26 protein-coding genes and 1 pseudogene are annotated in these 24,808 nt (G+C 63.3%); 12 read left to right on the top strand and 15 right to left on the bottom strand.

The features are described 5' to 3' along the window. Positions 1–6 precede the first annotated feature (6 nt). The 7 genes from DOD19_RS10355 to DOD19_RS10325 form a co-directional block, all read right to left on the bottom strand. On the bottom strand, positions 7–831 hold the full coding sequence (locus DOD19_RS10355; protein WP_112185344.1) for an alpha/beta fold hydrolase: 825 nt from the start codon (positions 829–831) through the stop codon (positions 7–9). Then, positions 828–2,114 (bottom strand): MASE1 domain-containing protein, encoded by a 1,287-nt coding sequence (locus DOD19_RS10350; protein WP_024976207.1) that lies wholly within the window; start codon positions 2,112–2,114, stop codon positions 828–830. Before DOD19_RS10350 ends, DOD19_RS10355 begins: the two co-directional genes overlap by 4 nt. Before the next feature lie 90 nt (positions 2,115–2,204). Next, positions 2,205–2,846, bottom strand: coding sequence for a glutathione S-transferase (locus tag DOD19_RS10345; RefSeq protein ID WP_024976206.1), 642 nt, complete (start codon positions 2,844–2,846; stop codon positions 2,205–2,207). Positions 2,847–2,893: 47 nt separating this feature from the next. Beyond that, positions 2,894–4,084 carry a PLP-dependent aminotransferase family protein gene (locus DOD19_RS10340; protein ID WP_112185342.1) on the bottom strand — a complete coding sequence of 397 codons (1,191 nt, stop codon included), beginning with the start codon at positions 4,082–4,084 and terminating at the stop codon, positions 2,894–2,896. 131 nt (positions 4,085–4,215) lie between these two features. Further along, positions 4,216–4,686: a RidA family protein gene (locus DOD19_RS10335; RefSeq protein ID WP_004629056.1), complete on the bottom strand. Its 471-nt coding sequence runs from the start codon at positions 4,684–4,686 to the stop codon at positions 4,216–4,218. Positions 4,687–4,730: 44 nt separating this feature from the next. Then, a complete protein-coding gene (locus DOD19_RS10330) occupies positions 4,731–5,669 on the bottom strand; it encodes a DMT family transporter (RefSeq protein ID WP_112185340.1) in 939 nt (312 codons plus the stop codon). Positions 5,670–5,678: 9 nt separating this feature from the next. After that, complete coding sequence (locus DOD19_RS10325; RefSeq protein ID WP_024976203.1) at positions 5,679–6,398, bottom strand: alanyl-tRNA editing protein; 720 nt, start codon at positions 6,396–6,398, stop codon at positions 5,679–5,681. A gap of 53 nt (positions 6,399–6,451) precedes the next feature. Between DOD19_RS10325 and DOD19_RS10320 the strand changes: the two genes are divergently transcribed. The 3 genes from DOD19_RS10320 (at position 6,452) to DOD19_RS10310 (ending at position 10,543) form a co-directional block, all read left to right on the top strand. Beyond that, entirely contained in the window at positions 6,452–8,005 is a 1,554-nt protein-coding gene (locus tag DOD19_RS10320; protein WP_204360047.1) for a PLP-dependent aminotransferase family protein, read from the top strand. A 103-nt stretch (positions 8,006–8,108) separates the two neighbouring features. Continuing rightward, positions 8,109–10,031: a molecular chaperone HtpG gene (gene htpG / locus DOD19_RS10315; protein ID WP_112185999.1), complete on the top strand. Its 1,923-nt coding sequence runs from the start codon at positions 8,109–8,111 to the stop codon at positions 10,029–10,031. 8 nt (positions 10,032–10,039) lie between these two features. Beyond that, on the top strand, positions 10,040–10,543 hold the full coding sequence (locus DOD19_RS10310) for a DNA-deoxyinosine glycosylase (RefSeq protein ID WP_112185335.1): 504 nt from the start codon (positions 10,040–10,042) through the stop codon (positions 10,541–10,543). 139 nt (positions 10,544–10,682) lie between these two features. Here the strand turns inward: DOD19_RS10310 and DOD19_RS10305 are convergent, their stop codons facing one another. Further along, a complete protein-coding gene (locus tag DOD19_RS10305) occupies positions 10,683–11,108 on the bottom strand; it encodes a hypothetical protein (RefSeq protein WP_162634360.1) in 426 nt (141 codons plus the stop codon). A 773-nt stretch (positions 11,109–11,881) separates the two neighbouring features. Here DOD19_RS10305 and DOD19_RS10300 point away from each other — a divergent pair. Both DOD19_RS10300 and DOD19_RS10295 read left to right on the top strand, forming a co-directional pair. Next, the gene (locus DOD19_RS10300; protein WP_112185997.1) at positions 11,882–12,865 is read left to right on the top strand and encodes an MBL fold metallo-hydrolase; all 984 of its coding nucleotides are present in this window, start codon (positions 11,882–11,884) and stop codon (positions 12,863–12,865) included. A 115-nt stretch (positions 12,866–12,980) separates the two neighbouring features. Continuing rightward, positions 12,981–13,187: pseudogene (locus DOD19_RS10295) on the top strand (hypothetical protein); the annotation flags it as partial. A gap of 7 nt (positions 13,188–13,194) precedes the next feature. On the opposite strand, the gene DOD19_RS10290 reads toward DOD19_RS10295, so the two are convergent. Then, positions 13,195–13,929, bottom strand: a complete 735-nt coding sequence (locus tag DOD19_RS10290; RefSeq protein WP_112185995.1) for a type IV pili methyl-accepting chemotaxis transducer N-terminal domain-containing protein — start codon at positions 13,927–13,929, stop codon at positions 13,195–13,197. 79 nt (positions 13,930–14,008) lie between these two features. Beyond that, positions 14,009–14,740, bottom strand: coding sequence for a type IV pili methyl-accepting chemotaxis transducer N-terminal domain-containing protein (locus tag DOD19_RS10285; protein WP_024976161.1), 732 nt, complete (start codon positions 14,738–14,740; stop codon positions 14,009–14,011). Between the two features lie 436 nt (positions 14,741–15,176). On the opposite strand from DOD19_RS10285, the gene DOD19_RS10280 reads away from it, so the two are divergent. The 3 genes from DOD19_RS10280 to DOD19_RS10270 all read left to right on the top strand — a co-directional run bounded on the left by DOD19_RS10280 (position 15,177) and on the right by DOD19_RS10270 (position 17,549). After that, positions 15,177–15,686 (top strand): DUF1993 family protein, encoded by a 510-nt coding sequence (locus tag DOD19_RS10280; RefSeq protein ID WP_024976160.1) that lies wholly within the window; start codon positions 15,177–15,179, stop codon positions 15,684–15,686. 220 nt (positions 15,687–15,906) lie between these two features. Further along, positions 15,907–16,665: a tetratricopeptide repeat protein gene (locus DOD19_RS10275; protein ID WP_112185331.1), complete on the top strand. Its 759-nt coding sequence runs from the start codon at positions 15,907–15,909 to the stop codon at positions 16,663–16,665. Positions 16,666–16,673: 8 nt separating this feature from the next. Further along, the gene (locus tag DOD19_RS10270; RefSeq protein WP_112185329.1) at positions 16,674–17,549 is read left to right on the top strand and encodes a spermidine synthase; all 876 of its coding nucleotides are present in this window, start codon (positions 16,674–16,676) and stop codon (positions 17,547–17,549) included. A 64-nt stretch (positions 17,550–17,613) separates the two neighbouring features. Here DOD19_RS10270 and DOD19_RS10265 read toward each other — a convergent pair whose 3' ends face one another. Then, the gene (locus DOD19_RS10265) at positions 17,614–18,012 is read right to left on the bottom strand and encodes a nuclear transport factor 2 family protein (protein WP_112185327.1); all 399 of its coding nucleotides are present in this window, start codon (positions 18,010–18,012) and stop codon (positions 17,614–17,616) included. Positions 18,013–18,556: 544 nt separating this feature from the next. Between DOD19_RS10265 and DOD19_RS10260 the strand changes: the two genes are divergently transcribed. Then, positions 18,557–19,372 (top strand): hypothetical protein, encoded by an 816-nt coding sequence (locus DOD19_RS10260; protein ID WP_200869032.1) that lies wholly within the window; start codon positions 18,557–18,559, stop codon positions 19,370–19,372. 57 nt (positions 19,373–19,429) lie between these two features. Here the strand turns inward: DOD19_RS10260 and DOD19_RS10255 are convergent, their stop codons facing one another. From DOD19_RS10255 to DOD19_RS10245, 3 genes are read right to left on the bottom strand one after another with little or no spacing between them, the layout of a single operon-like run. Next, positions 19,430–20,605, bottom strand: coding sequence for a VWA domain-containing protein (locus DOD19_RS10255; RefSeq protein ID WP_004629032.1), 1,176 nt, complete (start codon positions 20,603–20,605; stop codon positions 19,430–19,432). Positions 20,606–20,621: 16 nt separating this feature from the next. Further along, on the bottom strand, positions 20,622–21,230 hold the full coding sequence (locus DOD19_RS10250; protein WP_024976155.1) for a GNAT family protein: 609 nt from the start codon (positions 21,228–21,230) through the stop codon (positions 20,622–20,624). Positions 21,231–21,242: 12 nt separating this feature from the next. Next, the gene (locus DOD19_RS10245; RefSeq protein ID WP_112185325.1) at positions 21,243–22,136 is read right to left on the bottom strand and encodes a MoxR family ATPase; all 894 of its coding nucleotides are present in this window, start codon (positions 22,134–22,136) and stop codon (positions 21,243–21,245) included. Between the two features lie 301 nt (positions 22,137–22,437). Here DOD19_RS10245 and DOD19_RS10240 point away from each other — a divergent pair, with 301 nt between their 5' ends. Together DOD19_RS10240 and DOD19_RS10235 are read left to right on the top strand one after the other, a co-directional pair. After that, positions 22,438–22,806 carry a cytochrome c gene (locus DOD19_RS10240; protein WP_024976153.1) on the top strand — a complete coding sequence of 123 codons (369 nt, stop codon included), beginning with the start codon at positions 22,438–22,440 and terminating at the stop codon, positions 22,804–22,806. 11 nt (positions 22,807–22,817) lie between these two features. After that, positions 22,818–23,216 carry a cytochrome c gene (locus DOD19_RS10235; RefSeq protein WP_009238577.1) on the top strand — a complete coding sequence of 133 codons (399 nt, stop codon included), beginning with the start codon at positions 22,818–22,820 and terminating at the stop codon, positions 23,214–23,216. Between the two features lie 59 nt (positions 23,217–23,275). On the opposite strand, the gene DOD19_RS10230 is transcribed toward DOD19_RS10235, so the two are convergent. Then, the gene (locus tag DOD19_RS10230) at positions 23,276–23,710 is read right to left on the bottom strand and encodes a DUF1841 family protein (RefSeq protein ID WP_024976152.1); all 435 of its coding nucleotides are present in this window, start codon (positions 23,708–23,710) and stop codon (positions 23,276–23,278) included. Between the two features lie 116 nt (positions 23,711–23,826). Between DOD19_RS10230 and DOD19_RS10225 the strand changes: the two genes are divergently transcribed. Further along, the gene (locus tag DOD19_RS10225; RefSeq protein WP_112185323.1) at positions 23,827–24,762 is read left to right on the top strand and encodes a DMT family transporter; all 936 of its coding nucleotides are present in this window, start codon (positions 23,827–23,829) and stop codon (positions 24,760–24,762) included. Positions 24,763–24,808: the final 46 nt, after the last annotated feature.

The raw sequence follows: 24,808 nt of genomic DNA, 5'->3' as shown, positions 1-24,808 counted from the left end.
GCGCGATCACTCCGCGGTGGCTGGGCTCTTGCGCCTGGCTACCGCTGGGTCGAAACCGAAGAAGCCGAGGACCTCTGCGGCAACCTGGTCGCGGTCGTTGTCCACGCAGATCATGTGGTAGCTGTTTTCCAGCACCACGCTGCGCGCATGGGGGAGGGCGGCCTGCAGCGTTTCGGCGGAGCGCAGGCTGGTGAGTTCGTCTTCGCGCGAATGGATCACCAGCGTCTGGCACTGCGTATCGGGCGCCCCGGCCAGCGCCCAGCGTCGCAGCCGATCCACCTGCCGAATGCACGCCAGTGGCACCCAGGGGTAGTGGAAGCTGTCGCCGCGTGCGAGCTTGGCTTTGATGACCCGACGCAACAGCGGGTTCTTGATGCCGAATGGCTCGTCCTCTTCCACGCGCATGCGCGCAGCCATGCCCGGGATGCGATACACCGCGTAGCGCAGATCTCGATACCACGGCGTCGACCAGCCATCGATATGGATGGGCGTGGCGAGCAGCGCCAGCCTGTCTTGCGCGCGCACAATGCCATGCCGAACGCGATGCGCCAGCACCAGCGCCAGCAGTGCGCCCATGCACATCCCTGCGATATGCACGGTGTCATGCTCTGCGGCGAGCCGCTCATAGGTTTGCGTGAGCGTTTCAAGCCACGCTTCGGCGCGCATGTGGATCAGGTCTTCGGGCCGCGTGCCGTGGCCGGGCAAGGTCGGCACGTGCGTGACGGCGCCGGCGCTGCGCAGCGCTTTCTGCAGCACGCCCAGGTCGTAGGCTGTGCCGCCCAGGCCATGGATCAGCAGCACAGCCGTGCCGCCGGATGCCGATGGGGTCACAGTGCGGTCTCGACCGACCAGGTACCGGTTACGAGCGCGGTATTGCCAACGGCGTCCGTCAGTGGGCCACCGGTATCCACCACGGTGTGCAGCGTGCCGTCGCGCGCGGTGATGCGCAGTGTCTGGCGGCGTGTGGGCGTTACGATCTCGTCTTCCGGTGCGCCTGTCCCGAGCCAACGCGCGCGCAGCGCATCGCGGTCATCCGGATGCACCAGTTGCAGCACGGTCGAGATCGACGCCATGCTTGCCGGTTCGTGTCCGAACACGAGGGCGACGTCGCCGCCCCAGTCGATGCGGCCGCTGGCGGGGTCGATGGTGTAGACGAGCTGGCCCGACGCCGCCAACGCCAGTTCCACGCGGTTCTGCCACTGCGCGCTTTGCTCGTGCAGTTGTTCGCGCGTGGTCTTGAGCGCGCTCACCAGCAGTACCAGCAGCGCGGCAATGCCCAGGTACAGCTGCGCTTCGAGCAGCGACTGGCCATAGTGATGATCCAGCACGGCGAAGGGGCCGTCGCCCTCAGCGGTTTGCGTGAGCGCCACCAGCGTGAGCAGCAGCACCGCCATCGAGCCACCGCGTCCGCCCCACAGAAGGGCCACCACCACGGCAAAGAACAGCGGGACGTACGTCAGCGCAAAGCCGATTCCGTCGCCAAATTTGGCATCGCTGTTGCCATCGAAGATGACGTACGCCGACAGCGCCAGCGCAACGACGGCCGCCAGACCGAGCACGAAATCCGTACGGTCCGTGCCGCCCGAGCGGAACGCGCGAAAGCGCGACCATGCCGCCAGCACCGGCGTGACGATCAGCACGCCCAGGAAATCCGACGCCGCCCAGATGCGCAGCACGTGACCGAACGAGCCGCCTTGCGACCACGCAAACCATGCCGCCCCGAACAGCGCCCCCAGCAGCGCACTGACCGCGCCCGCCACCAGCATCGCGCGTACGAAGTACAGCCCTTCAAGCGGCACGCGCGCCAGCCGCACCAGCGCCACGGCCAGCGCCGCGCTGCCCGCCTCGTCGAGCACAAAGAGCATCGCGTGGGCCGGGTTGGTGTGTTCAATGGCCGCCAGCGCCAGTTGCGCCACGGCAAACGCTGCCCCCAGCCCCGGCCATTCGCGGTACGGCCGCAGCATGAACGCGGCCATGGTCACGCCCGCCGGCAACCAGATGTAGCCCGTCATGTCGACCGGCCCGTTCAGCCGGTGCGACACGATGGCGGCAACCAGGTAAAGCGCGCCCCACAGGATCGTGGCGACGGTGGTGGAAGGTCGGTTCAATGGCATCCGGGTTTCCCTCGGTGAAAACAAAAAACCGCGCCGGCGTAGGTGCCGTGCGCGGTTGGTGATGCTACCGCAATCGGTTTTGCTGATGGCTTATACGACAGGCAGCGCCAGCACTTCGCGAGCAGCGCGCCGATCGCGCAACTCCGTCATCCAACGCTCAAGGTTGGGTCGGGCGGGGCGCTCCATCGGCAAGCCGAGCCAGCGGTGCGTAGCACAACCGCACACGATGTCGGCCATGGTGAAACGCTGGCCGGCCACGTAGGGCTGCTTGGCCAGCACGGCTTCGAGAATGGCCGTGCTGCGCTCGGAGGCCTGGCGCGAGCGTTCAATGCGCGCGGCGTCGCGCTGGTCTTCCGGCGTGCGCACGAGCTGGAGGAACGCATCCACCATCGACGGGCTGTATGACGTGGTCTGCCAATCCATCCAGCGGTCGGCATCGGCGCGCTCGTGAAGTTCGAGCGGATACAGGTTGCCCGGGCCGTAGCGTGCCGAGAGATAGCGCACGATGGCGTTGGATTCCCACAGCACGAAACGCGTGTCGCCGGAATCGTTCAGGCCGTCCTCGATGACGGGGATCATGCCGTTCGGGTTCATCGCCTTGAATTCCGGCGTGTCGACACCGCCAAAGGCGCCGCCGACGTCGATGCGCTCATGGTCCAGCGACAGCTCGTGCGCGCACCAGACGACCTTCTGAACGTTGACCGAAGAGAGTCTTCCCCAGATCCGCAGCATCGACGATGGCTCCTTTCTTGAATGGATGGAATGGATTGTTATGTAATTTAGGCGGCCTTGGGCGTGAGCGCTGCGATTTCCGTGCGGATCAATTCGCCCAGCACGGCAATGCCTTGCTCGATGCGCTCCGGTGCCACCGTCACGAACGCCAGGCGCAGCGTATTGCGACGCGGCGCGTTGGCATAGAACGGTGCGCCCGGCACGAAGGCTACGTTGCGCGCGACGGCCTTTTCCAGCAGCGCCATCGTATCGATGCCTTCCGGCACCTCCACCCAGATGAACATGCCGCCTTCCGGTCGGTTCCAGTGCACACCGGCCGGCATATGGCGCGTCAGCGAGTCGAGCATCGCCTCGCACTGCTTGCCATAGAGGTTTCGAATGCTCGGGATGTGCGTATCGAGCAGACCGGTCTTCAGTACCTCGTACGCCACGCGCTGCGTGAAGCTGGGCGTGTGCAGATCCGATGCCTGCTTGGCCTGCACGAGTTTGAAGTGGATGTGTTCGGGCGCGATGATGTAACCCAGGCGCATGCCCGGCGCCAGGATCTTCGAGAACGAGCCCATGTAGATCACGCCGTCCGGATTGAGCGAGCGTAGCGACGGCAGGGCGTCGCCGGTGTAGCTCAGTTCGCCGTACGGGTCGTCTTCCACGAGCAGCACGCCGAGTTCCTTCGCGCGGGCCACCAGGGTCTGGCGGCGGTCCAGCGGCAGGCGGCGGCCGGTCGGGTTCTGGAAGTTCGGGATCGTGTAGAAGAAGCGCGCACCGGCAGCCAGCTCTGGCGTGAGCGCGTCCGGCAGCAGGCCTTTGTCATCGGTGGCGATGGACGTATAAGTCGGCTCGAACAACGAGAACGCCTGCAGCGCACCCAGGTACGTCGGCGTTTCGACCAGCACCTTGCTTTGCGGGTCGATGAAGATCTTGCCCAGCAGGTCCAGCCCTTGCTGCGAGCCCGTGGTGATCAGCACGCGCGAAGCGGTGGTGCCATGACGTTGGGCGATCCACTCACGCAGCACCGACAGGCCTTCGGTCGGGGTGTACTGCAGCGAGGCCTGCGGGTTGTCAGCAAACATGCGAGCGCACGCCGCCTGAATCGCTTCGACCGGGAAGGTGACGGGGGCGGGCAGGCCACCGGCAAACGAAATGACCTCAGGACGTTCGGTGATCTTGAGGATTTCCCGGATCGCCGAGCTGGTCAGTTTCTGAGCGCGGCTGGAGAAGGTGCAGGCGGTGTGGTCCATGGTGTGGTCCTAGTGTTGCGGCGCCCACCTCGTGAGCAGGCGCCGTGGGTGGGCAAAGCGAAAAGAATAGCAGGCAACCGGCCCATCCAATATTGGGCCGTCACCTTAGAGACTGCGGGAAAAAGCGTCGCTCAGGCGACTTCGGCAATCAGCTCGATCTCGACGCACGCGCCAAACGGAATCTGCGCGACGCCAAAGGCGCTGCGGGCGTGCTTGCCGGCGTCGCCAAACACGTCGGCGAACAGTTCCGATGCGCCGTTGGTCACCAGGTGCTGCTCGGTGAACTCCTGCGTGGAATTGACCAGGCTCATCACCTTGACGATGCGCTTGACGCGGCTGAGGTCACCGCCCAGGTGCGTGTTCAACGTGGCGATCAGGTCGATGGCGATGGCCCGTGCCGCGGCCTTGCCTTGTTCGGTGGTCATGTCGGCGCCCAGCTTGCCAACCCACGGCTTGCCGTCTTTCTTGGCGATATGGCCGGACAGGAAGACCTGATTGCCGGTTTGCGCGGCCATGACGTAGGCGGCAGCCGGGGCGCCGGCGGCGGGCAGTTCGATGCCGAGTTGCTTGAGCTTGGCCTGTGCGTCGTGCGAGGCGGTCATGAAGACTCCTTGGTGAGTGCGGTAAACAAAAGAGGAAGACGTTGCTATCGGCGTACCGACGTTCGCCGGCCGATGCCGACCACGGCAATCACAGCCAACGCAAACAGCACGGTAGGCGCGTCGAGCGATTCGCCCAGCAGCAGCCAGCCGCCGATCAACGTCATGAAAGGTTGCAGCAATTGTATCTGGCCGACCCGCGCAACACCGCCTGCCGCCAGGCCGGAGTACCAGAACAGAAAGCCGATGAACATAGAGAAGGCCGACACGTAGGCCAGCCCGATCCAGGCGCGGGACGACGCATGCGCCAGCGCTTCGGCCTGATGTGTCGACGGCAGCCACGCAAGCGCGCCCACCAGCGGCAGCAGCACGGGCAGCGAGACGACCAGCGCCCAGGCAATCGTCTGCTTGCCGCCCAGTTCGCGCGCGAGCTTGCCGCCGGTGGCATAGCCGAGGGCACCGGTCACCATGGCGGCGAAGAGCAGCCAATCGGCGCGGTGCAGGGCGCCCGCTCCTTGCAGCAGGGCAAATGAAACGACGAGCACACTGCCCACCATTGCGCAGAGCCAGAACCCTGCGGACGGCCGCTCGCGCCCGAACCAGGCAGCAAAGATGGCGGTTGCAAGCGGCAGCAGGCCGGTGATGATGGCGCCATGGGCGGCCGGTACATCGCGCATGGCCAGCGATGAAAACAGCGGAAAACCCACCACCACGCCCATCGCCGTCACTGCAAGTTGCCACCACTGATTGCCGCGCGGGCGTTTGGCCGCAGAAAACGCGCCGGTTGCCGCAAGCAGGCCCAGCGCCAGGATGCTTGCCAGCACCGCGCGTGCCAGCGCCACGAAGGTGGCATCCAGCTCGGCGACGGCCATGCGCGTGAACGGCAGTGTCTGGCTGAAGATGGCCACACCGATGAAGCCGAGCAGCAGGCCGCGGCGTTCAGCGTGGTCAACATGTTGCATGGGCAGGGCGGCGGACTTGTTCATGGCGGCCGCTCAATCTGCAAACGCCACGGCCACGCGTCGGTTCTGGCGGCTCTTCTTTTCAATCTTGGTGACGACCACGCGGCCGATTTCTCCGGTGGCGCGCACGTGGGTGCCGCCACATGGCTGGCGGTCGATGCCGTCGATGTGGATGATGCGGATGGCTGATGCGCCCGCCGGCGGTGCCGCGCCGATGGTGCGCACCAGTTCGGGCTGCGCGGCCAGTTCCTCCGGTGTGATCAGATCGATGCGCACCGGCGTGTTGCGGCCGATGAGTTCATTCAGTTGCGTGGTGAGGGTGTCGCGGTCGAGCGTCGATTCAGGCAAGTCGAAATCGACGCGACCGGCGTCCGGCGAGATGCCGCAGCCCGTGACCGGCACGGGAATCAGCGAGCCCAGCAGGTGCAGGCACGTATGCAGCCGCATCAGCCGATGGCGGCGGTCCCAGTCGATGGCGGCCGTGACGGGCGTGCCGGGCGCGAGCAGCGTGAGGCCAGCGTGGTCGGCAGGCACATGCAGAACGGTTTGGCGATCGGGGCTGTAGACGGTGTCGGCAATCGCGATGGTTTGCCCATCGGCCAGGGTGAGCGTGCCGGTGTCGCCAGCCTGGCCGCCGCTGCGCGCGTAGAACACCGTCGCGTCCAGCTCGATGCCTTCCGGATGCACGGCGACGACCGTGGCGTCGCAAGTGGCGCGGTACGCGTCTTCGTCAAAGCGTTTCAACGTGGGCATGTGATGTCTCCGGTTCGGTGTGGGCGGAATTCTGACCTTGATCCTACCGAACTGTGTCTGTACAGTACCTGTACACTTTGTCGTGGCGCTTTCTGTACAGTTTTCGGCCCGCTTCAGCCTTCCTCGTCATGAATTCCACCTCCCACATCATCAGCCTGGACGCCCGTCGCGCGGCCGCCCGCCCGGCGGCGGAGCAGTTGCCTGACCCGATTCCGTCTGCGCAGATGACGCTGGTGGATCAGCTCACCGAATGGGCGCGTATGCGCATTGATGAGCGGGTGTTTCGCGCGGGCATGCGCATGCCATCGATCCGGCAATTGGCGCAGGAAAAGAGCATTTCGCGGTTCACTGTGGTGGAGGCATACGAGCGCCTGGTGGCGCAGGGGTATCTGGAATCGCGCCGGGGCTCGGGCTTCTATGTGAAGGAGCGCCACACGCCGCTGCCTGAGGAGCCGGTCGCACCGCCGCCCACCGCCGCACGCAAGATCGACGTGACCTGGCTGCTGCGGAACATGTTCCATTCTGCCGAGCCCCGCAAGGCGCCGGGCATCGGCTTTCTGCCCAACGGCTGGCTCGATGGTGAATTGATCGCCAACGCGCTGCGCACCCTTGGCCGGCAGAACGGCAACCAGTTTCTCGCGTGGGGATCGCCGCAGGGTTTTTTGCCGCTGCGTCAGCAGTTGCAGACGCGATTGGCGGAACTGGAGATCGGCGCCCGGCCGGACCAGATCGTCATGACGTCGGGCATCACCTCGTCGCTGGACCTGATCGCGCGCCAGTATGTGCAGCCTGGCGATACGGTGCTGGTGGGCGATCCGGCGTGGTTCCTGATGTTCGGCCGCTTTGCCGCGCAAGGCGCACAGGTGATCGGTGTGCCGTACACCACCGAGGGCCCGGACCTGGTTGCTCTGGAAGGGCTGGTGCAGGTGCGTCGGCCCAAGCTGCTGATCATCAATTCGATCCTGCATAACCCGACGGGCACCTCATTGTCGGCTGCCAAGGCGTTTCAGTTGCTGCGGCTGGCTGAGCAGTACGGTTTCCTGATCGTCGAAGACGATATCTACGGCGACCTCGCCCCGCCCGGCCACCCCGGCACGCGGCTGGCGAGCCTGGACCAGTTGCGCCGCGTGATCTACCTCAGCAGCTTCTCCAAGACGCTGGCGGCCAACCTGCGCGTGGGGTTCATCGCCTGCCACCCCGAGCTGGCCAAGAACCTGGTCGACGGCAAACTGCTGACCGGTCTGGTCACGCCGGAGATCAACGAACGCTTGCTCTACAAGATCCTCACCGAAGGCCACTACCGCAAGCACGTGGAGCGCATACGCGCCCGTCTGGATCGCGCCCGTGACGGCGTGCAACGCAGCCTCGAACGCTTGGGCCTGAAGCTGTTTGCGCAGCAGGGCGCCGGCATGTTCCTTTGGGCCGATACGGGGCAGGACACCAATGCCATCGCGCGCGCCGGGCATGAGCACGGCTATGTGTTTGCGCCGGGGAGCCTGTTTTCGCCGTCGCAGATGCCGTCGACGTGGATGCGCTTCAACATTGCGACCAGCGCGGACCCGGACTTGCTCCGGTTCCTGGCGGAACAGCTCGAACGCGGGGCTTGAAAACCGGGCGCCACGCCACATCTAGCTTCACAAATTCATGCGGGCGCACGCGCAAAGGTGTAGCCCGCTTCTCTTTCCACTTTCCAGACTTTTTATGCACACCATGAGCGCACCGCACGAGAAGATGGCTTTCCAGGCAGAAGTGAAGCAGCTTCTGCATCTGATGATCCACTCGCTGTACAGCAACAAGGAAATCTTCCTGCGGGAGCTGGTTTCCAATGCGTCAGATGCGGTGGACAAGCTGCGCTTTGAGGGCATCGCCAACTCGTCGCTGCTGGAAGGCGGTGGTGAGCTTGGCATCCGCATCGGTTTTGATGCCGCCGCGCGCACCATCACGATTGCCGACAACGGTATCGGTATGAGCCGCGATGAGGCCATCCGCAACCTTGGCACCATCGCCCGCTCGGGCACGCGCGAGTTCTTCAGCCAACTGTCGGGCGACCAGCAGAAGGATGCCGCGCTTATCGGCCAGTTTGGCGTGGGCTTCTACTCGGCGTTTATCGTGGCCGACCGCGTGACGGTGGAATCGCGCCGCGCCGGCGTGGCCGCCAATGAAGGCGTGCGCTGGGAAAGCACCGGCGACGGCGAATTTACCGTCGACACCATCGAACGCGCCGAGCGCGGTACCACCATCACGCTGCACCTGCGCGAGGGCGAGGACGATTTCCTCTCCGCCTGGCGCGTGAAGTCGGTCGTGCAGAAGTATTCGGACCACATCTCCCTGCCGATCCAGATGCGCAAGGAGGCGTGGGACGAAGAGAAGAAAACGATGGTGGCCCAGGACGAATGGGAAACCATCAACCAGGGCAGCGCACTGTGGGCACGCCCGCGCGCTGATGTGACGGACGATCAGTACATCGCCTTCTATCAGCACATCGCCCACGAAAACGGCAAGCCGCTGGCATGGACGCACAACCGTGTGGAAGGCCGCAGCGAATACACGCAACTGCTGTACATCCCGACCAACGCGCCGTTCGACCTGTGGGACCGCGAGCGCCGCAGCGGCCTGAAGCTGTATGTCAAGCGTGTCTTCATCATGGACGACGCCGAGCAACTGCTGCCGGCCTATCAGCGCTTCGTGAAGGGCGTGATCGATTCGGCCGATTTGCCGCTGAACGTCTCGCGCGAAATCCTGCAGGAAAGCCGCGATGTGAAGGCCATCCGGGAAGGCTCCACCAAGCGCGTGCTGGGCATGCTCGAATCGATGGCCGAGTCGGATGACGCGGCCGAGAAGGAAAAGTACGCCACGTTCTGGCAGAACTTCGGCCAAGTGCTCAAGGAAGGCATCGGCGAAGACCACGCCAACAAGGACCGCATTGCCAAGCTGCTGCGCTTTGCTTCCACGCACAACGAAGACAGCGCCCAGACCGTCTCGCTGGCGGATTACATCGGCCGCATGAAGGAAGGCCAAGACAAGATCTACTACGTGACGGCCGAAAACTGGACGGCTGCCAAGTCGAGCCCGCATCTGGAAATCTTCCGCAAGAAGGGCGTGGAAGTGCTGCTGCTGACCGACCGCGTGGACGAGTGGATGCTCTCGTTCCTGCACGACTTCGAAGAGAAGGAACTGGTGTCGGTGGCGCGGGGTGATCTCGACCTGGGTGCGATGGAAGACGAGGCCGAGAAGGCCGAGCACGCCAAGGTGGAGGGCGAGTTCAAGGCGCTGGTTGAGCGTGCCAAGGCGGTGCTGGGCGACAAGGCCAAGGACGTGCGGATCACGCATCGCCTGACCGATTCGCCGTCGTGCCTCGTGGCCGATGAAGGTGACATCAGCGGCACGCTGGCGCGTCTGCTCAAGCAGGCCGGCCAACAAGCGCCCGACAGCAAGCCGGTGCTGGAACTGAACCCGACGCACCCGCTCGTGCGCAAGCTCGCGCTGCTGGAAACCGTGACCGGCAACGACGCCGATCGCGCCGCGTTTGAAGATCGCCTGCATGTGCTGTTCGATCAGGCGCTGTTGGCCGAGGGTGGCGCATTGGCCGACCCGGCAGCCTACGTGCAACGCGTGAACCGCCTGCTGGCCTGACGACAAGCGTGACGCTCAAGCGATGCTTTCCGCCCGTGGTCGACGCGCACACGCGCGTGCTGATCCTGGGCAGCCTTCCCGGCGAAGCATCGCTTGCGCAATCGCAGTACTACGCTTACAAGCACAACCAGTTCTGGCGCTTGGCCGGCGAGGTGATCGGCCAGGACCTGCCGGGCATGGAATACGCCGCGCGCTTGAAGGCGCTGCTCGCGCATCGCATCGGCTTGTGGGATGTGGTGGCCGAGGCCAAGCGAGAAGGCAGTCTCGACAGCAAGATTCGCGACCATGCTGGCAACGACCTCTCCAGCTTGATTGCCTCGTTGCCAAACCTGGCGGTGATCGCCTTCAACGGCGGGACTGCAGAGCGCATCGGCTTGAAAGCGCTCGGCTCGCATGGCGGTAGTTATCGGATCGTCCGGCTCCCCTCCAGCAGTCCGGCGCATACGATGCCGTATGCGGAGAAACTGTATGCTTGGCGGGAGTTGGAGCCATGGCTCGGTAAAGCTGACTGATGTTGGCGGTGCCAATAAATCGTGATTGTTGTTAAGTGCGATACGTCTTGAATTGGCATTGCCCGACGCCGGGTTTCCATCCCCGGGACTGACTGTCAACGATCTACGGCGTTGGGCAAGGGAGGGCTGTAGGTTCGGTCTACTCTTTTTGAAAGGTGCGGACCGCCATGCTTGCGTCATCCATGCGAACCATATGTCCCATCTTGCCGCCTCGGGTGACATACAGATCCCAATGAATTGGGCTGCCAGGTTTTGCTACCGAGCTAAAAGTTGCCGTTCCGGAGCAATTGGCATCAAGTGCATAGGTACCCTGCAGCTTGTCTCGGCTGATTTTCCCGCCGCGACTTGATGATTGCTTACCTGCAACATTGCCAGCGCCGTCGAAGATCAGTACACCGCTGTGCACCCGCTGCACCCCAGGTTCGCCTGGTTCGATAAACCCGCGGCCGGCGAAGATGTATTCGCCGTTGAGCGTCTGTGCTGAGCAGTTGTACTCCTGCGCCAGTGCAACGACAGGAGCGACGCAGGTGAAGCTGAGTGTCAAGACAACGATCTTACTCATCATGTTCTCCGTAGGCGCGCGACTGGCAAGGCCTTTGTTCTCCGGATACTAAGATCGCTTCGTCGGCATGGTCACAGATCAAGCCCCCCACCTCGAGTAAATCGCCTTAACCATGCCATTGCATTGGCTTGGAGTTTCTTCAGTGAAGCGTTCAACGATCCCTGCCACGTACGTTGCGTGATCTGCGGAGGTCGGCAAGATTCGTACCGGTGCTCGTACGGCCGGGGTTTCGGGGCCGCGGGGCCAGCGGCGGGATTGATTCCAGGCCAAAGTCATTCAAGCATGAAGCAACCTGCGAACTGCATAGACTGATGTGCATGGCTGCGCCGTATGCTTGACTTGATGTTCAGCCATCGCCGTACGCGTTCCCGTAAGCCGGTTCTCGGTCAGCGCGCCCACTCGATACCGTCGGCATTGTTTCAGTTCTGATACGGCTTGGGCTCGGAATCGGCTCTCCGTGGCGATCATGAACCCGAAAACCTTGTCCTGCCGATGTCAGCATGAATGTTGCTCCACATTGCTTCAGCGCACTACCCAGCGACCGCGCTCCGACATACGTGTCGACTGGCAATGGCGACTGTGGCCCTGGCTTTCGTCGTGGCGTCGCCTGGAACGCATGCTCAGGAAAGTCCTGCCCCGCCATCGACGGAATGGATCTTGGTGTGTCTTTGCCAAGCGTCGGCAACCATTTTGATAATGGATGGTGACGGGTCGTTAGGTCGTTCAATCAGATGTTTTTGATTTTGGTCGGCATCGTTCGAGTGATGGAGATGGAGATGAAAATCGGCCAGTTGTTGCTTGCGAGCATCGTTGTCTTGAGCCTCCTCCCTCTTAGGCGAGCGAGCGGCGAAGCAACGGAGACCCGAACCGGCACGCACCTCATCACGCTCGGTACGCGCGGTGGGCCGATTCCCGCCAAGGACCGGGCGCAGTCGTCGAATCTGTTGATCGTCAACGGGACGTACTACCTTGTAGACGCCGGTGATGGCGTGCTGCGCCGAGTGACGCAGGCGGGGGCTAATTTCCGGCAGATCGGGAAAGTGTTCATCACGCACGGCCACGACGATCACACTGCAGGTCTGGGTGCACTCATGTCAGTGGCATGGGATTTTCAGCGCCATGATCCCATCGACGTCTACGGCCCGCCCGGGACCACCGCGCTCGTGAAAGGCGCCATTCAATATTTCACGGTGAATGCGGAAATCCGCTGGGCCGAAGGTAGGCGCACACCGCTTGGCGATGTGTTCGTTGGCCATGACGTTGCGCCGGGGCTGATCTACCAGGACCAGAACATCAAGGTCACTGCTGTGGAGAACACGCACTTCCATATTCCTGAAGGCAGCCCGTACTACGGCAAGTACAAATCCTATGCGTACCGTTTCCAGACCCCCGACCGTGTCATTGTCTTTACCGGTGACACTGGCCCCAGCGACGCAGTGACTGAGCTGGCAAGGGACGCCGATACCCTCGTGTCGGAGGTGGGCTCAAGCGAAGACGTGAAGCAGGTGTTCATCAAGAACGGGACTTGGCAAGGCATGACACCGGAGCAACAGGCGGCGCTCATGCGGCATGAAGTCGAGGAGCATCTAACGCCGGATGCGGTCGGAAAAATGGCGGCACGCGCTCATGTCAAAACGGTGGTGCTTACGCACCTGTTGCCGACGGTCAACGAGCATGACGATTATCAGCGCTATGTGCCTGAGGTGAAGAAATTCTTCTCCGGACAAGTGGTCGTTGCCAAGGACCTGATGGAGTTTTGACCCTACGTCCACTCAATTCAAGCCATCTTCGCAACACGGTGGTCCCGGGCGGGGTCGTTCGCAATCATTCTGGGCGAGAAGCTTGCAGCACAGGTGTCAAATTAACCAGAATATCAACCAGTTCTGGCGCCTGGCCGGCGAGGTGATCGGCCAGGACCTGCCGGGCATGGAATACGCCGCGCGCATTGGTGTGAAGGCGCTGGGCGACATCGGCGACCGGCACACCATCCTCAAACTCCCTTCCAGCAGTCCTGCTTATGCAGCCGTGCCGTACGCCAAGAAGTTGGTGGCGTGGCAAGCGCTGCGTGGTTGGCTGTCGTAGCGCTCTGCTATCTGGCCAGCCCCTCGTACAGGCCAGTTACGTCATCCATTACCTGAAGAATGCGTTCGCTGGTTGTGGCAACGTTGCGCAACTGCTCTGCGCGCGTGCCTTCGGTCTGCTTGAGCGCTTCGGCAAAGAACAGCCACTGCGTGCTGGCCAGTTGCAACTCACTGTTGATTGCCCCCGAGTTCTGCGGCGCAGACGTGAGGAAGGCCTGAGCGGCCGTAAATTCCTTCATGGCTGAATCGAGATCCTGCGTCATCTGCGCAGAGGTAATGTCCCACGCACGGAACATGCTCAGCTTGGCAATGCGCTGCGAAAGCATCCGCTGACGGCCGGCCACGTTGATCAGCTTGCCCGTTGACGTGCCCGATTTTTTCTCCAGCAGCACTGTGCCCTGTTGCGCGAGCTTCAGCACGTCCTCGCTGGCTTGGGCGATCTTCTTCGCGTTGTCGATGTTCGGGTCACCGCCTGTCAGCAACTGCCTGTAGACGAACCACATCTGTTCAAGTTTGGCGTAGGTGTCCTTGATCTCGGGCGTGGGCGCGAATGCTTTCAATTCCGTGAGTTGCCGATCAAAGAGCGCGACTGACTGCTCGAGAATCTTCTTCGATCGCTCGACCTCCACGCCCAGGCCGATCTGGCAATACGCCTTGGCCATGCGCTGCGACAGCATGCGCTGGCGGCCCGCCTTGTTGATGGCCGCGTTGATCGTCAGCGGTTGCGCGCACGCGCTCCCCATCAGCCCCGACAGCAGGGCGGAGCACACAAGCAAGCGGATGAATTGCAGATAGGGTTTCAAGCGGTTCTCCGTCTCATGATCAACGCAGCGACATGTGCCCGAACGTGCGAGATGCCGGCGTCGATGGCCGGCGCGTGCCTGCACCGGGCTGCGCGGCATCGTCGGTCCCGACGACATTGCGGATCAACTGGTCCATCTCCTGGATGATGTCCGCGAGCACCGTAGTGATCACTGAGAACTCGCGCCCATATGGGCCCGCCCTTGCGGCCGAGACGCGCGCGTTCATGGCGACGATGTTGGCCTGCATGGAGATGCGTCCGAGGTGCGCGGCGATCTCTGCCTGACGCTTTCGCAGCGCGACTTCGCACACGTGCATCTCCTCTTGATAGGCCTGTGTGATGGTCTGCAGAAGTTCCAGCATGGGCGTGGCCTGCGCCACGATGGCATCGAGAGACGTGTTGCGTTGGGTCGTGCCGGTCGACAAGGCATCGATACCGCTTTTGACCAGTACGATGAACTCGCGGACACGTGCATCACCACGCAGCTTGCCGAAGTAGAGCTGACGCAGCGCGTCCGAGAATGCCCCGGGCAGGCGCGCATTGCCCTCGACAAGATCGGTGTGTGCCGACGCGAATGTCGCCAGGCATGACCGTGCGATGTCGAGCGCTGCGGCGTGACCCTGAGCGGCCAACACCATTTGCAGCACGATCCGCTGCGACAGCATGCGTTGCCGTCCGGACAGGTTGATCAGCTCGCCAATGGTCTCGACGGACACATCGGCCCCAGAAGCCGGGGTGGAGGAAGCGTTCATGTCATTGCCTTGGTGGTGGTGCCGACGGCTGATGCCGCGCGTCGGCCAAAAAAAAAGCGCTCCGAAGCGAGCTGGCGACGCACCGGTTGCCCGGGTCGTGCCGTGTCGCCTCGGAGCGCCGTTGCCCCGGACGCCCCCTGCGGAGCGTGTCATTGCGATGTGCCAAGGTGAATCAAGGCCGCCGTTGGCCTTGTCCTTGCCGATGCAATAGCCATGCCACGCGAGAGATGCAGGCGGCCCTGTCGATCAGCACACGTCGAAAGGATCTGCTGCACTAATCTCGTGCCAAATGCCTCATGACGAGGCGTGCGCGTGCGTCATGCAGCGGCGGAATCGCTGGCCTACACTGTGCCCCTGCGCAAAGGAGCGCGGCGCCGGCGGATCGTGCAGAAGATCGTCGGCGGCCCCAACGATGCATACCAAGGAAATCACTTCCATGACCACACCTTCGATGTACGAGTTTCTGGTCCCGACCGTGAACCGCATGCTGGGTAACCTGTCGGCCCTGCTCGACAAGGCTGCTGCCCACGCAGAAGCGAAGAAGTTCGACCCGGCAAATCTGATGACCGCGCGTCTGGCGCCGGACATGCATCCGTTTCCGCGGCAGGTGCAGATTGCCTGTGACCAGGCCAAGGGCGGCGCGGCGCGTCTGTCGGGCAACGAGGTGCCGTCGTACCCGGATGTGGAGACGACCATTCCAGAGCTGAAGGCGCGCATTGCCAAGACGTTGGAGTTCGTCAACAGCATCGACCCCGCGGCATTTGCCGGCAGCGAAGATCGCCAGATCACGCTCAAGAGCCCGACGCGCGAACTGCAGTTCACGGGCATTGATTACCTGCGTGGCTTCGTGCTGCCGAACCTGTATTTCCATATCACCACGGCTTACGCGCTGCTGCGTCATAACGGTGTGGAGATCGGCAAGATGGATTTTCTCGGGCGCCCCTAAGAAGCGCCTTGCTTCAAAGTCAAATACAACGCCGGCTGCCTGATGACAGGCGCCGGCGTTTATTGATTGGCCGACTGTCAGGCTTGGCTCCATGCGGGTTCGGGGGGTGTCAATGCGCAAACGTTAAGGGCGCGTCACACCCGCGCCGCAGCGCATCTGTCACAATCGCGCCCGTGGCCGACGCGGGGGGCGTCGGTGCATTTCACTATCGGGCCTTCACATGCCGTTTCTCGGAATCGGGTTTCACGTCATCGTCGCGCTGTTCTTTGCGGTGCATGTTGTGCGCAACAACCAGAACATGTACTGGTTGTTCATCCTCTTTGCGTTTCCATTGCTGGGCAGCGTGGTGTATTTCTTCGCCATCTATCTGCCCGAGATGCGCCACTCGCGCGGCGCACGCGTTGCCAGCCGCGCGGTGACACAACTGATCGACCCGAACCGTGCCGTGCGCGAAGCGCGCAACGATTTCGACCGCGCGCCAACTGTGCAACACCGCCTGCGCTTGGGCGAAGCACTCCTGGATGCCGGCGATGCCAAGGAGGCGCGCGAGCATTTCGAGCAGGCGGCTACGGGCCCGTTTGCCGGCGACCCGGCCGTGCTGCTGGGTCTGGCCCGCGCGCAGTTCGCCACGGGCGATGCGGCGCTCGCCAAAGGCACGCTCGACAAACTGTTCGAAGCGCATCGCGTGACGCGCCAGCAACCCGAGCCGACATTGCTGTACGCGCGCGCATTGGCCGCGACAAATGCGCCGAATACGCGTCAAGCGTTCGAGCAAGCCCTGACCTGTGCGAATGATGCCGCTGCCCGTTGCCTCTTCGGCGAATGGCTGCTCGCGCAGAACGACGCCGCCGACAAACAGCGCGCGCAGGCCCTGTTTGAAGAGATTCTGCGCGACGCCAAGCACTGGACGCGCTATGCCAAAGACCACAATCGCGAGTGGCTGCAGCGCGCTGCTGCCGCTCAGTCTTCTTCCCGTTGATCCGCTTTATGACGCTGCTGAAACGTAAATCCATCGAGGCCGTCGCCTCGCGCCGCCCGGCTCGCGCAAAGCGCGAAGACCGCCTGGACCACGATGACGAACCGAAGCGCATGGCCCCGCGCTTTGCGCCGGTCACGTTCTCTGAACTGGCCGGTGTGCGCTATCTGCACTTCGGTACCGAATGGGTGCAGGGCGCGATGCGCCTGTCCAAGCCCGATGCCATCGAACTGGAATACGCACAGCAGATGATGGCGTGGTTGCTGTTTCTCGATCCGGCCGCGCGACCGGATTTCCACATCGTGCAGCTCGGTCTTGGCGCTGCCGCGCTGACGAAGTTCTGCCACCGCCAACTTGCGCCCGCGCAGGTGACGGCGGTGGAGTTGAACCCGTCCGTGATCGTCGCGGCGCGCAGCATGTTTGGCATGCCGTTTGACGACGCGCGCTTGAGCGTGCTTGAGCAGGATGCCTACGACTGGGTGATGGACGCCAGCCACCATGGCACCGTCGATGCACTGCAGATCGACCTGTATGACGCCACCGCGCGCGGCCCCGTGTTGGATACGCCGGCGTTCTACAAGGCTTGCCGCCAGGTACTGCGCTCGCCGGGCGTGATGACGATCAATCTGTTTGGCGACCACACCAGTTTCCCGCGCAATATCGAGCGCATTTGCGATGCGTTCGACAACCGCGTGCTGGTCTTCCCAGAGGTGCACGACGGCAACGTGATTGCGCTGGCGTTCAATGGCCCGCCGCTGCACGTTAGTTGGGAAGCCGTGCAGGCGCGTGCCGCTGCGCTGCAGGCCTCACTCAAGCTGCCGACCAAAGGCTGGGCAGACGGACTGCGCCGTGCCAATGCCGGCCAGGAAGACGCGCTGTCCATCTGATCTCGACACGCAGCCAATGCAAAACGCCCCGGCATTGCGGGGCGTTTGCTTTTGGGGGGAGGGCTCAGGCTGCCTCGCCCATGCCGGGCATCTGGTCAATGAAGCCGGTCACCATCTGCATGCGGCCACCGTCAATGCGCACGAAATCGGTGCCCTTGACCAGTGCCTGGCCCTCCGGGCCGAGCGTCCAGCGGAAGCGGATCGTGTCCTGCACAACATCCACGCCGCCGTCGCGCGCAAAGCGGAAGCCGGGGAACTTGGCCTGCACGCCTGCAATCAGCGCGTCGATGCCGTCATGGCCGGTGCCTTGCATGAGCGGATCGACATACGTGGCGCCCTCTGTCCAGGTCTGCGCGACGAGGGCGCTGCGCTGGGCAGCGTCCGTCGCGTTCCACGCGGCGATGTAACGGTCGACCAGCGTATCGGCGAGCGTGTCGTTGGCGGCGAGTTGGGTGGCAGTCATGGCGTTTCTCCGTTCGAAGTGGGAAGCTCTGCCAGCGCGGGGATGAGCGATTGCGCTGGATGGCTTCATCTTCGGCGCCGGCGTGGATGGTGTCGATTACGCGTCAGGTAATTGGCGCTTTCCCGGACAGGAATACGCAGCGCAATGCATCGTCATCCGGTTTCGTCGCCTGATCCGGTCTTTCGCGTGCGCTCGCAGATCGACGGCGAGACTCCGGTAGCCTTCGACCTCCGATTGGAGGTCCGGCATGCACAAGAAAATCACAGGTGAGCCATCGCGCAGTCTCTCGCCGTTGCCATCGTCTGTATCCCCAACAGAGCGCACGGTTCAAGAAGGGACAAGTCAACCGACGGCGCGCACGCGTTCCCCAGCGTTTGCGAGTCTTCCCACCTCGCGTGCCGGCGGATCGGCACGGGTTTCCGCCGCGCCGGCCAAGATTTCCGATACTGAGTTGGCACTCGCTGCGTACCTGCTTGCGCGTGCAGTGGATGGGCGCCCGGTGGCCGCATCGGAAATATCTCGCCTTCGCCTGGCGAACGCCAGCGTGAACGAGACCCGCCAATTGCTTAAGCATGGTCGCGGCAACGTCGACGTGGACGTGCGAGCCACGCACAACGAAAGTACGTGGCGAACGAACGCAGCGCGGACCTTCAGGCTGGAACGTGAACGGAAAGCGAAGATACCCTGGAATGCGTTCAACCAGCGTGCGCCGTATTCCGCCGCGGCAGCATCGGTATTTGGCGCAGGAAATTGTGGCGAGCACACCAGCACGACGAGCGTTTATCACAGTCGCCGGTTGGCGCCCGGCGAAGAGGTGCATTACGTGAGTGATCCGGCCGCAGGACACGCGTGGGCAGAAGGCCGGGTGCCAGCTGCCGCCGCTGCCGAACAGCCGGAGCGAACGGTCGTGATGGACGCCTGGGCCGCTGGGCCCGCGGTGCTCGCATCCGACGGCCGCTTCGCCAAGCGTCGCGACGGCCTGGAAACTACGCTGCACTTCAATGCGGAAACGGGCCGCGACGCCCGCATTGCAGCCAACGATCTGGTTCTGGAGGCACGTTCTGCAGGCCCCGCGGACATCGCCCGGCGCGTGCAAAGTGAAGCCCGGCCTACCGCTCGCTTCGCTGCCTTTATCGATTCTGTCTTGCCAAGCGGTGTTGGTCACTGGCGTGAGCAGCACGTTCTTGACAGAAACTTCTCGCAACGGGTGAAGGGCAAGCTTGCTGTTCCTGGGGATCGGGCCCAGATTCTTGGGCTGGCTGCGCACGTTGCAGAACAGCTTGGCGTGCCGCCTCAGCAACGTTCAGCAGAGGCGCGACGAATCGTCGAGGCGGCCCACGCTATGTTGCCGGACCGGTGAGGCGAATGATGCCGGCATCGGTGGGCGGCGAATAGCGAAACAGGCTTCCCGAAAAAATCACTTGGATAGCAGCCGCATCGCAGATTCCAACCCGGCAATCGTCACCGGATACATCCGCGTCTTCACGATCTGGTTGATGACTGAGATGGACTGGCGGTATTCCCACAAGCCTTCCGGCTCGGGGTTGAGCCAGACGAATTTAGGAAACTGTTCGATCAGTCGCTTGAGCCACGTGGCGCCGGCTTCGGCGTTGTTGTATTCGACCGAGCCGCCAGCCTGGAGGATTTCGTACGGGCTCATGGTCGCGTCGCCCACGAAGATCAGCTTGTAATCCGGCGGGTACTTGCGGATGACGTCCCACGTGGAGAAGCGCTCCGCGTGGCGGCGCCGGTTGTTCTTCCACAGCCATTCGTAGACGCAGTTGTGGAAGTAGTAATACTCGAGGTGCTTGAACTCGGTCTTGGCGGCGGAGAAGAGCTCTTCCACGCGCTTGATGTGGTCGTCCATCGAGCCGCCCACATCCATCAGCATCAGCACCTTGACGTTGTTGTGCCGCTCGGGGCGCATCTTGATGTCGAGCAGGCCGGCGTTGGCGGCAGTGGAGTGGATCGTGTCGTCCAGGTCCAGCTCAATGTCCGCACCATCACGCGCGAACTTGCGCAGGCGCCGCAGCGCCACCTTGATGTTGCGCGTGCCGAGTTCGACGGTGTCGTCGTAGTCTTTGTATGCGCGTGCTTCCCATACCTTGACGGCGGTGCGGTTGCCCTTCGATGGCCCGCCGATGCGGATGCCTTCCGGGTTGTAGCCGCCGTGCCCGAAGGGCGACGTGCCGCCGGTACCGATCCACTTGTTGCCGCCTTCGTGGCGCTCGTGCTGCTCGTTCAGCAGTTCCTTCAGGCGCTCCATCAGCTTGTCGAGGCCGCCCATGGCTTCGATCTTGGCCTTCTCCTCTGGTGACAGCTCGCGCTCCAGCTTTTTGATGAGCCAGTCCAGCGGGATGTCCGCGCGCCAATCCACCGCACCTTCCACGCCCTTGAAGTAGGCGCCGAACGCCTGGTCGAACTTGTCGAAATGCTTTTCGTCCTTTACCAGCGTCATGCGCGCCAGGAAGTAGAACTCGTCGAGCGACGGCGCGATGACCTGCTGCTTGAGCCCTTCAAGCAGCGTCAGGTATTCCTTGACCGAGACCGGCAGCTTGGCGTGCCGCAGCGTGAAGAAGAAATCGATGAGCATGGTGGTCCTCCGGCGCTTAGGCGCGCGGTTGCTCCAGCTTGTATTGCAGATGGCGTTTCACGGTCAGCCATTCCGATTCGATAATCGAGAACACGACCGTGTCGCGGAAGCTGCCGTCCGGCATGCGTTGGTGATTGCGCAGCACGCCGTCCTGCTTGGCGCCCAGCCGGGCGATGGCCGCGCGGCTCTGGTGATTCATCCAGTGCGTGCGGAATTCCACCGCAATGCAGCGCAGCGTTTCGAACGCGTGCGTGAGCAGCAACAGCTTGCATTCCGTGTTGACGGCCGTGCGTTGGACAGATGCTGCGTACCACGTGTGGCCGATTTCCAGCCGGCGGTTGGCTTCATCCACGTTGAAGAGGCGTGTGGCGCCGACCACCTTGCCGGGTTGCCCATCGCGCATCTCGCGCACGACGAATGGCATGGCGCCGAGGCGTTCGCGCATGTCCAGGGCAATGGCCAGCCAATCGCCGGTCTTGTCAGGCGAGGGCACCGAGGTGTACCAGAGCTTCCACAGCTCACCATCAGCGGCCGCGGCGCGCACGTCATCCAGATGTTCTGGCCCGAGCGGCTCCAGGCAAGCGTGCTGGCCGGACAGCGTGATGGGCTCGATCAGGCGCGGCATGGTCGGACTCGCTCAGCGGTTGGCGCGATTCATGAACACTAGGCGCTCGAACAGGTGCACATCCTGCTCGTTCTTGAGCAGCGCGCCGTGCAGCGGCGGAATCGCGGCGTTCTTGTCCTGGCTGCGCAGCGATTCCGGCGGAATATCTTCGGCCAACAGCAGCTTGAGCCAGTCGATCAGCTCGGATGTCGAGGGCTTCTTCTTCAGCCCCGGCAGATTGCGCATCTCGTAGAACGCGTCCAATGCGGCCTTCACGAGCGCCGGCTTGATGCCCGGGTAGTGCACGTCGACGATGGCCTGCATCGTCTCGGCATCCGGAAACTTGATGTAGTGGAAGAAGCAGCGGCGCAGGAAGGCGTCGGGCAGTTCCTTCTCGTTGTTCGACGTGATGATCACCAGCGGGCGGTGCTTGGCGCGGATGGTTTCGCGCGTTTCGTACACGTAGAACTCCATGCGATCCAGCTCGCGCAGCAAGTCGTTCGGGAACTCGATGTCGGCCTTGTCGATCTCGTCGATCAGCAGTACGACAGGTTTATCCGCCTCGAAGGCTTGCCACAGCACGCCCTTGACGATGTAGTTGCGGATATCGTGGACCCGGTTGCTACTTTCCTTGTCGCCCAGCTGCGAGTCGCGCAGGCGCGAGACCGCGTCGTATTCGTACAGGCCCTGCTGCGCCTTGGTGGTCGATTTCACGTGCCACTGCAGCAGCGGCATGCCCAGCGCGGCGGCCACTTCCTCGGCCAGCATGGTCTTGCCCGTGCCCGGCTCGCCCTTGATGAGCAGCGGGCGCTGCAGCGTCATCGACGCATTGACGGCGAGCTTGAGGTCATCGGTAGCGACGTACTGGTCGGAGCCGTCGAAGCGTGAGCGCTGGTCGGATGGGGCAGGCGAGGTGGTGGTGTTCATCGTGCAAGCCTACTGAGCGGTAAAAGATTTGGAAACGGCCAGTATAAGAGCATTTGGCTGTTTGACGCCGGGCGGCCGCAGGGGGCGGGCGGCCCCGCCATTCCTTGCTGTCAAGTCACGGGAGCCCTAACTGGACTGGCAAAAAAACGGTGCGGTACAATGCGCCGGTTTGACGCACCTCAAATGACCGTCCTCTGGCCAGTTGCCAACGGCGGGTGAATGCGCCCAGCGAGACAGCCGGCTGAGACGAGCCAAGCCGGCAGGGCGAGCAGGATTCTGAAACTCCACGCTTAAGAACGAGATGAAAAAGATCCTCACCATGGTGGCCGCCTTGGGCACATTCGGCGTACTGTCCGCCGCAGCCAACAGCGCTGCCGCAGCCGACGTTCAGGGCAACGCGGCCGCCGCCGAAAACAAGGTCGCCATGTGTATCGGCTGCCATGCCATCCCCGACTACAAGACGTCGTTCCCCGAGGTGTATCGCGTGCCCTATCTGGGCGGCCAGAACGCCAAGTACATCGAAAGCGCGCTGCATGCGTATCAGAAGGGTGACCGCAAGCACCCGACCATGCGCGCCATCGCCGGCTCGCTGACCGACCAGGACATCGCCAACCTTGCCGCGTATTACTCGCAGCAGACGGCCGCTACCCAGAACAACCCCCAGAAGTGACGAGGAAGAACATGAAGAAGATCTCGCTCGCAATCTCGTTCAATCTGGGCGCGCTGATGCTGGCCGCGGCCGTGTCGGCACAGGCTGCCGATATTGAAAAGGGCAAGCAGCTGGTGGAGAAGGGCGCCTGCGTGGCCTGCCATGGTGCTGGCCTGAACGCTCCGATTTCGCCGGACTATCCGAAGCTCGCCGGCCAGCACGGCGACTACATCTATCACGCGCTGCTGGCCTATCAGACCAGCAACAACCCGCTGGTGGGCCGCAGCAACGCCATCATGGCAGGCCAGGTCAACAGCAACCCCGCGACCATCGGCGCCGATGGCAAGCCACGTCCGTTCACGCAGGCCGAGCTGAAGGACATTGCCGCGTACATCGAATCGCTGCCGGGTTCGCTGGTGCTCAAGAAGTAATGCGGCATCGCCGGTAAAGAAAAACCGCTCTTCGGAGCGGTTTTTTTATGGCGTCGGATTCAGCGGGCAGTGGCGCGTTTGCGCACGCATTCGATATAGGCCTCGCCGTCGGGAGGCAGGCCGGTGCGCTGCGCCGTCCACAGCATCTGGCCCAGGCATTCCATCACCTGATGCTGTGCCTCGTGAGGCGAGTCGAGCCGCTGGGCCAGGGCTTCATAAGCGGCGCGAATACCGCGTGGCTGATCCACCGATACCTGCTCGCTGATCGACAGGTGCATCGACAGGTGGAGGAACGGGTTGCTCTGGCCGCTTTCCGGCGTGTAGTCGCGGGCGAGCGCTTCGTCGCCGGCTTCCAGGGTGTCGTGGTATTCGGGATGCTGCAGCATCCAGTCGAGCGCCATGGCTTCGAGCGGCGTGAGGATTTCTGCCTGGCGGTGCTTGCGCCACGCGCCGCAGAAGAATTGACGGACTTCGTCGCGGGAGGGATTGAACATGATTTCGCCATTGTACCGGCGCGCCTGGATGCCCGCCGGCAGCTTGGCGAGACGCCGACGCTACAATGGCGCCCCGCACCCGCAGACGGCGACCCCAAACAAAAACGCCGCACGCCATGAGACAACCGACCGATTCCTCCCTCGCCGCGCGCGCCGCCGACAAGCTCCTCGGCGTGCTGCTGATCGCCGTGTCCGCCGCTTCATTCGGCGCGATGGCCATCTTCACGCACTACGCCTATGCGAGTGGTGCCAATGTGGTCGGTCTGCTGATCGTGCGCTTCGTGATCGCGGCGGCGGCGCTGATGGTGGTGATGCGTGTTCGTCGCATCGGCATACCGCCGTGGTCGCGCGTGGCGGGGCTGGCGGCAATGGGCGGCATCGGCTACGCGGGGCAGTCGTTCGCGTTTTTCACGGCATTGAACTACGCGCCGGCCAGCCTGGTGGCGCTGCTGCTGTATCTGTATCCGATGTTCGTGACGGTGCTGGCGGCGATTTTCCTGCGCGAGCGGCTGACCGCCACGGCGATCATCGCGCTGGGGCTGTGCTCGGTCGGGGCGGGGCTGACGGTGGGCGGCGCGGGCCTCTCGGGCGGTAGCCTGCTCGGTATTGCGCTGGGTGTGGCTTCCGCGGTGATCTACTCGATCTACATCACGGTCGGTGCACGTGTCACGCGCGGGCTGGATCCTCTGGCGTGTACGACCGTCATCTGTACCGCTGCGGCCGTCGTCTACACGAGCATGGCGCTGGCCGGCGCGCCTGCGCACCTGCCCGGCACGTTGGGTGGCTGGGCGGCGGCACTGGCCATTGCGGGCTTGTCGACGGTGGTGGCGATCCTGACGTTCTTTGCCGGCTTGCAGAAGCTGGGAGCGGCGCAGGCGTCGATGCTGTCCACGCTGGAGCCGGTGGTGACGGTGCTTCTGGCGGCATTGCTGCTCGGCGAATCGATCGCGCCCATGCAGATGGCGGGCGGCGCATTGATCCTGGCGGGCGTGCTCTGGCTCACGCGTGCAGACGCGAAACCTGCCGGCCACAGCGTGGATGACATGGCCTGAAGCCGGATCCTCACTCCAAAGAAAAACCGCCCAGCGTGAACTGGGC

It is taken from the genome of Ralstonia sp. GX3-BWBA, assembly GCF_003290055.1.
Classification (GTDB): Bacteria; Pseudomonadota; Gammaproteobacteria; order Burkholderiales; family Burkholderiaceae; genus Ralstonia; species Ralstonia holmesii.
The sequence above is the reverse complement of the archived record's forward strand: the minus strand, read 5'-3'. Positions and strand labels throughout refer to the sequence as shown.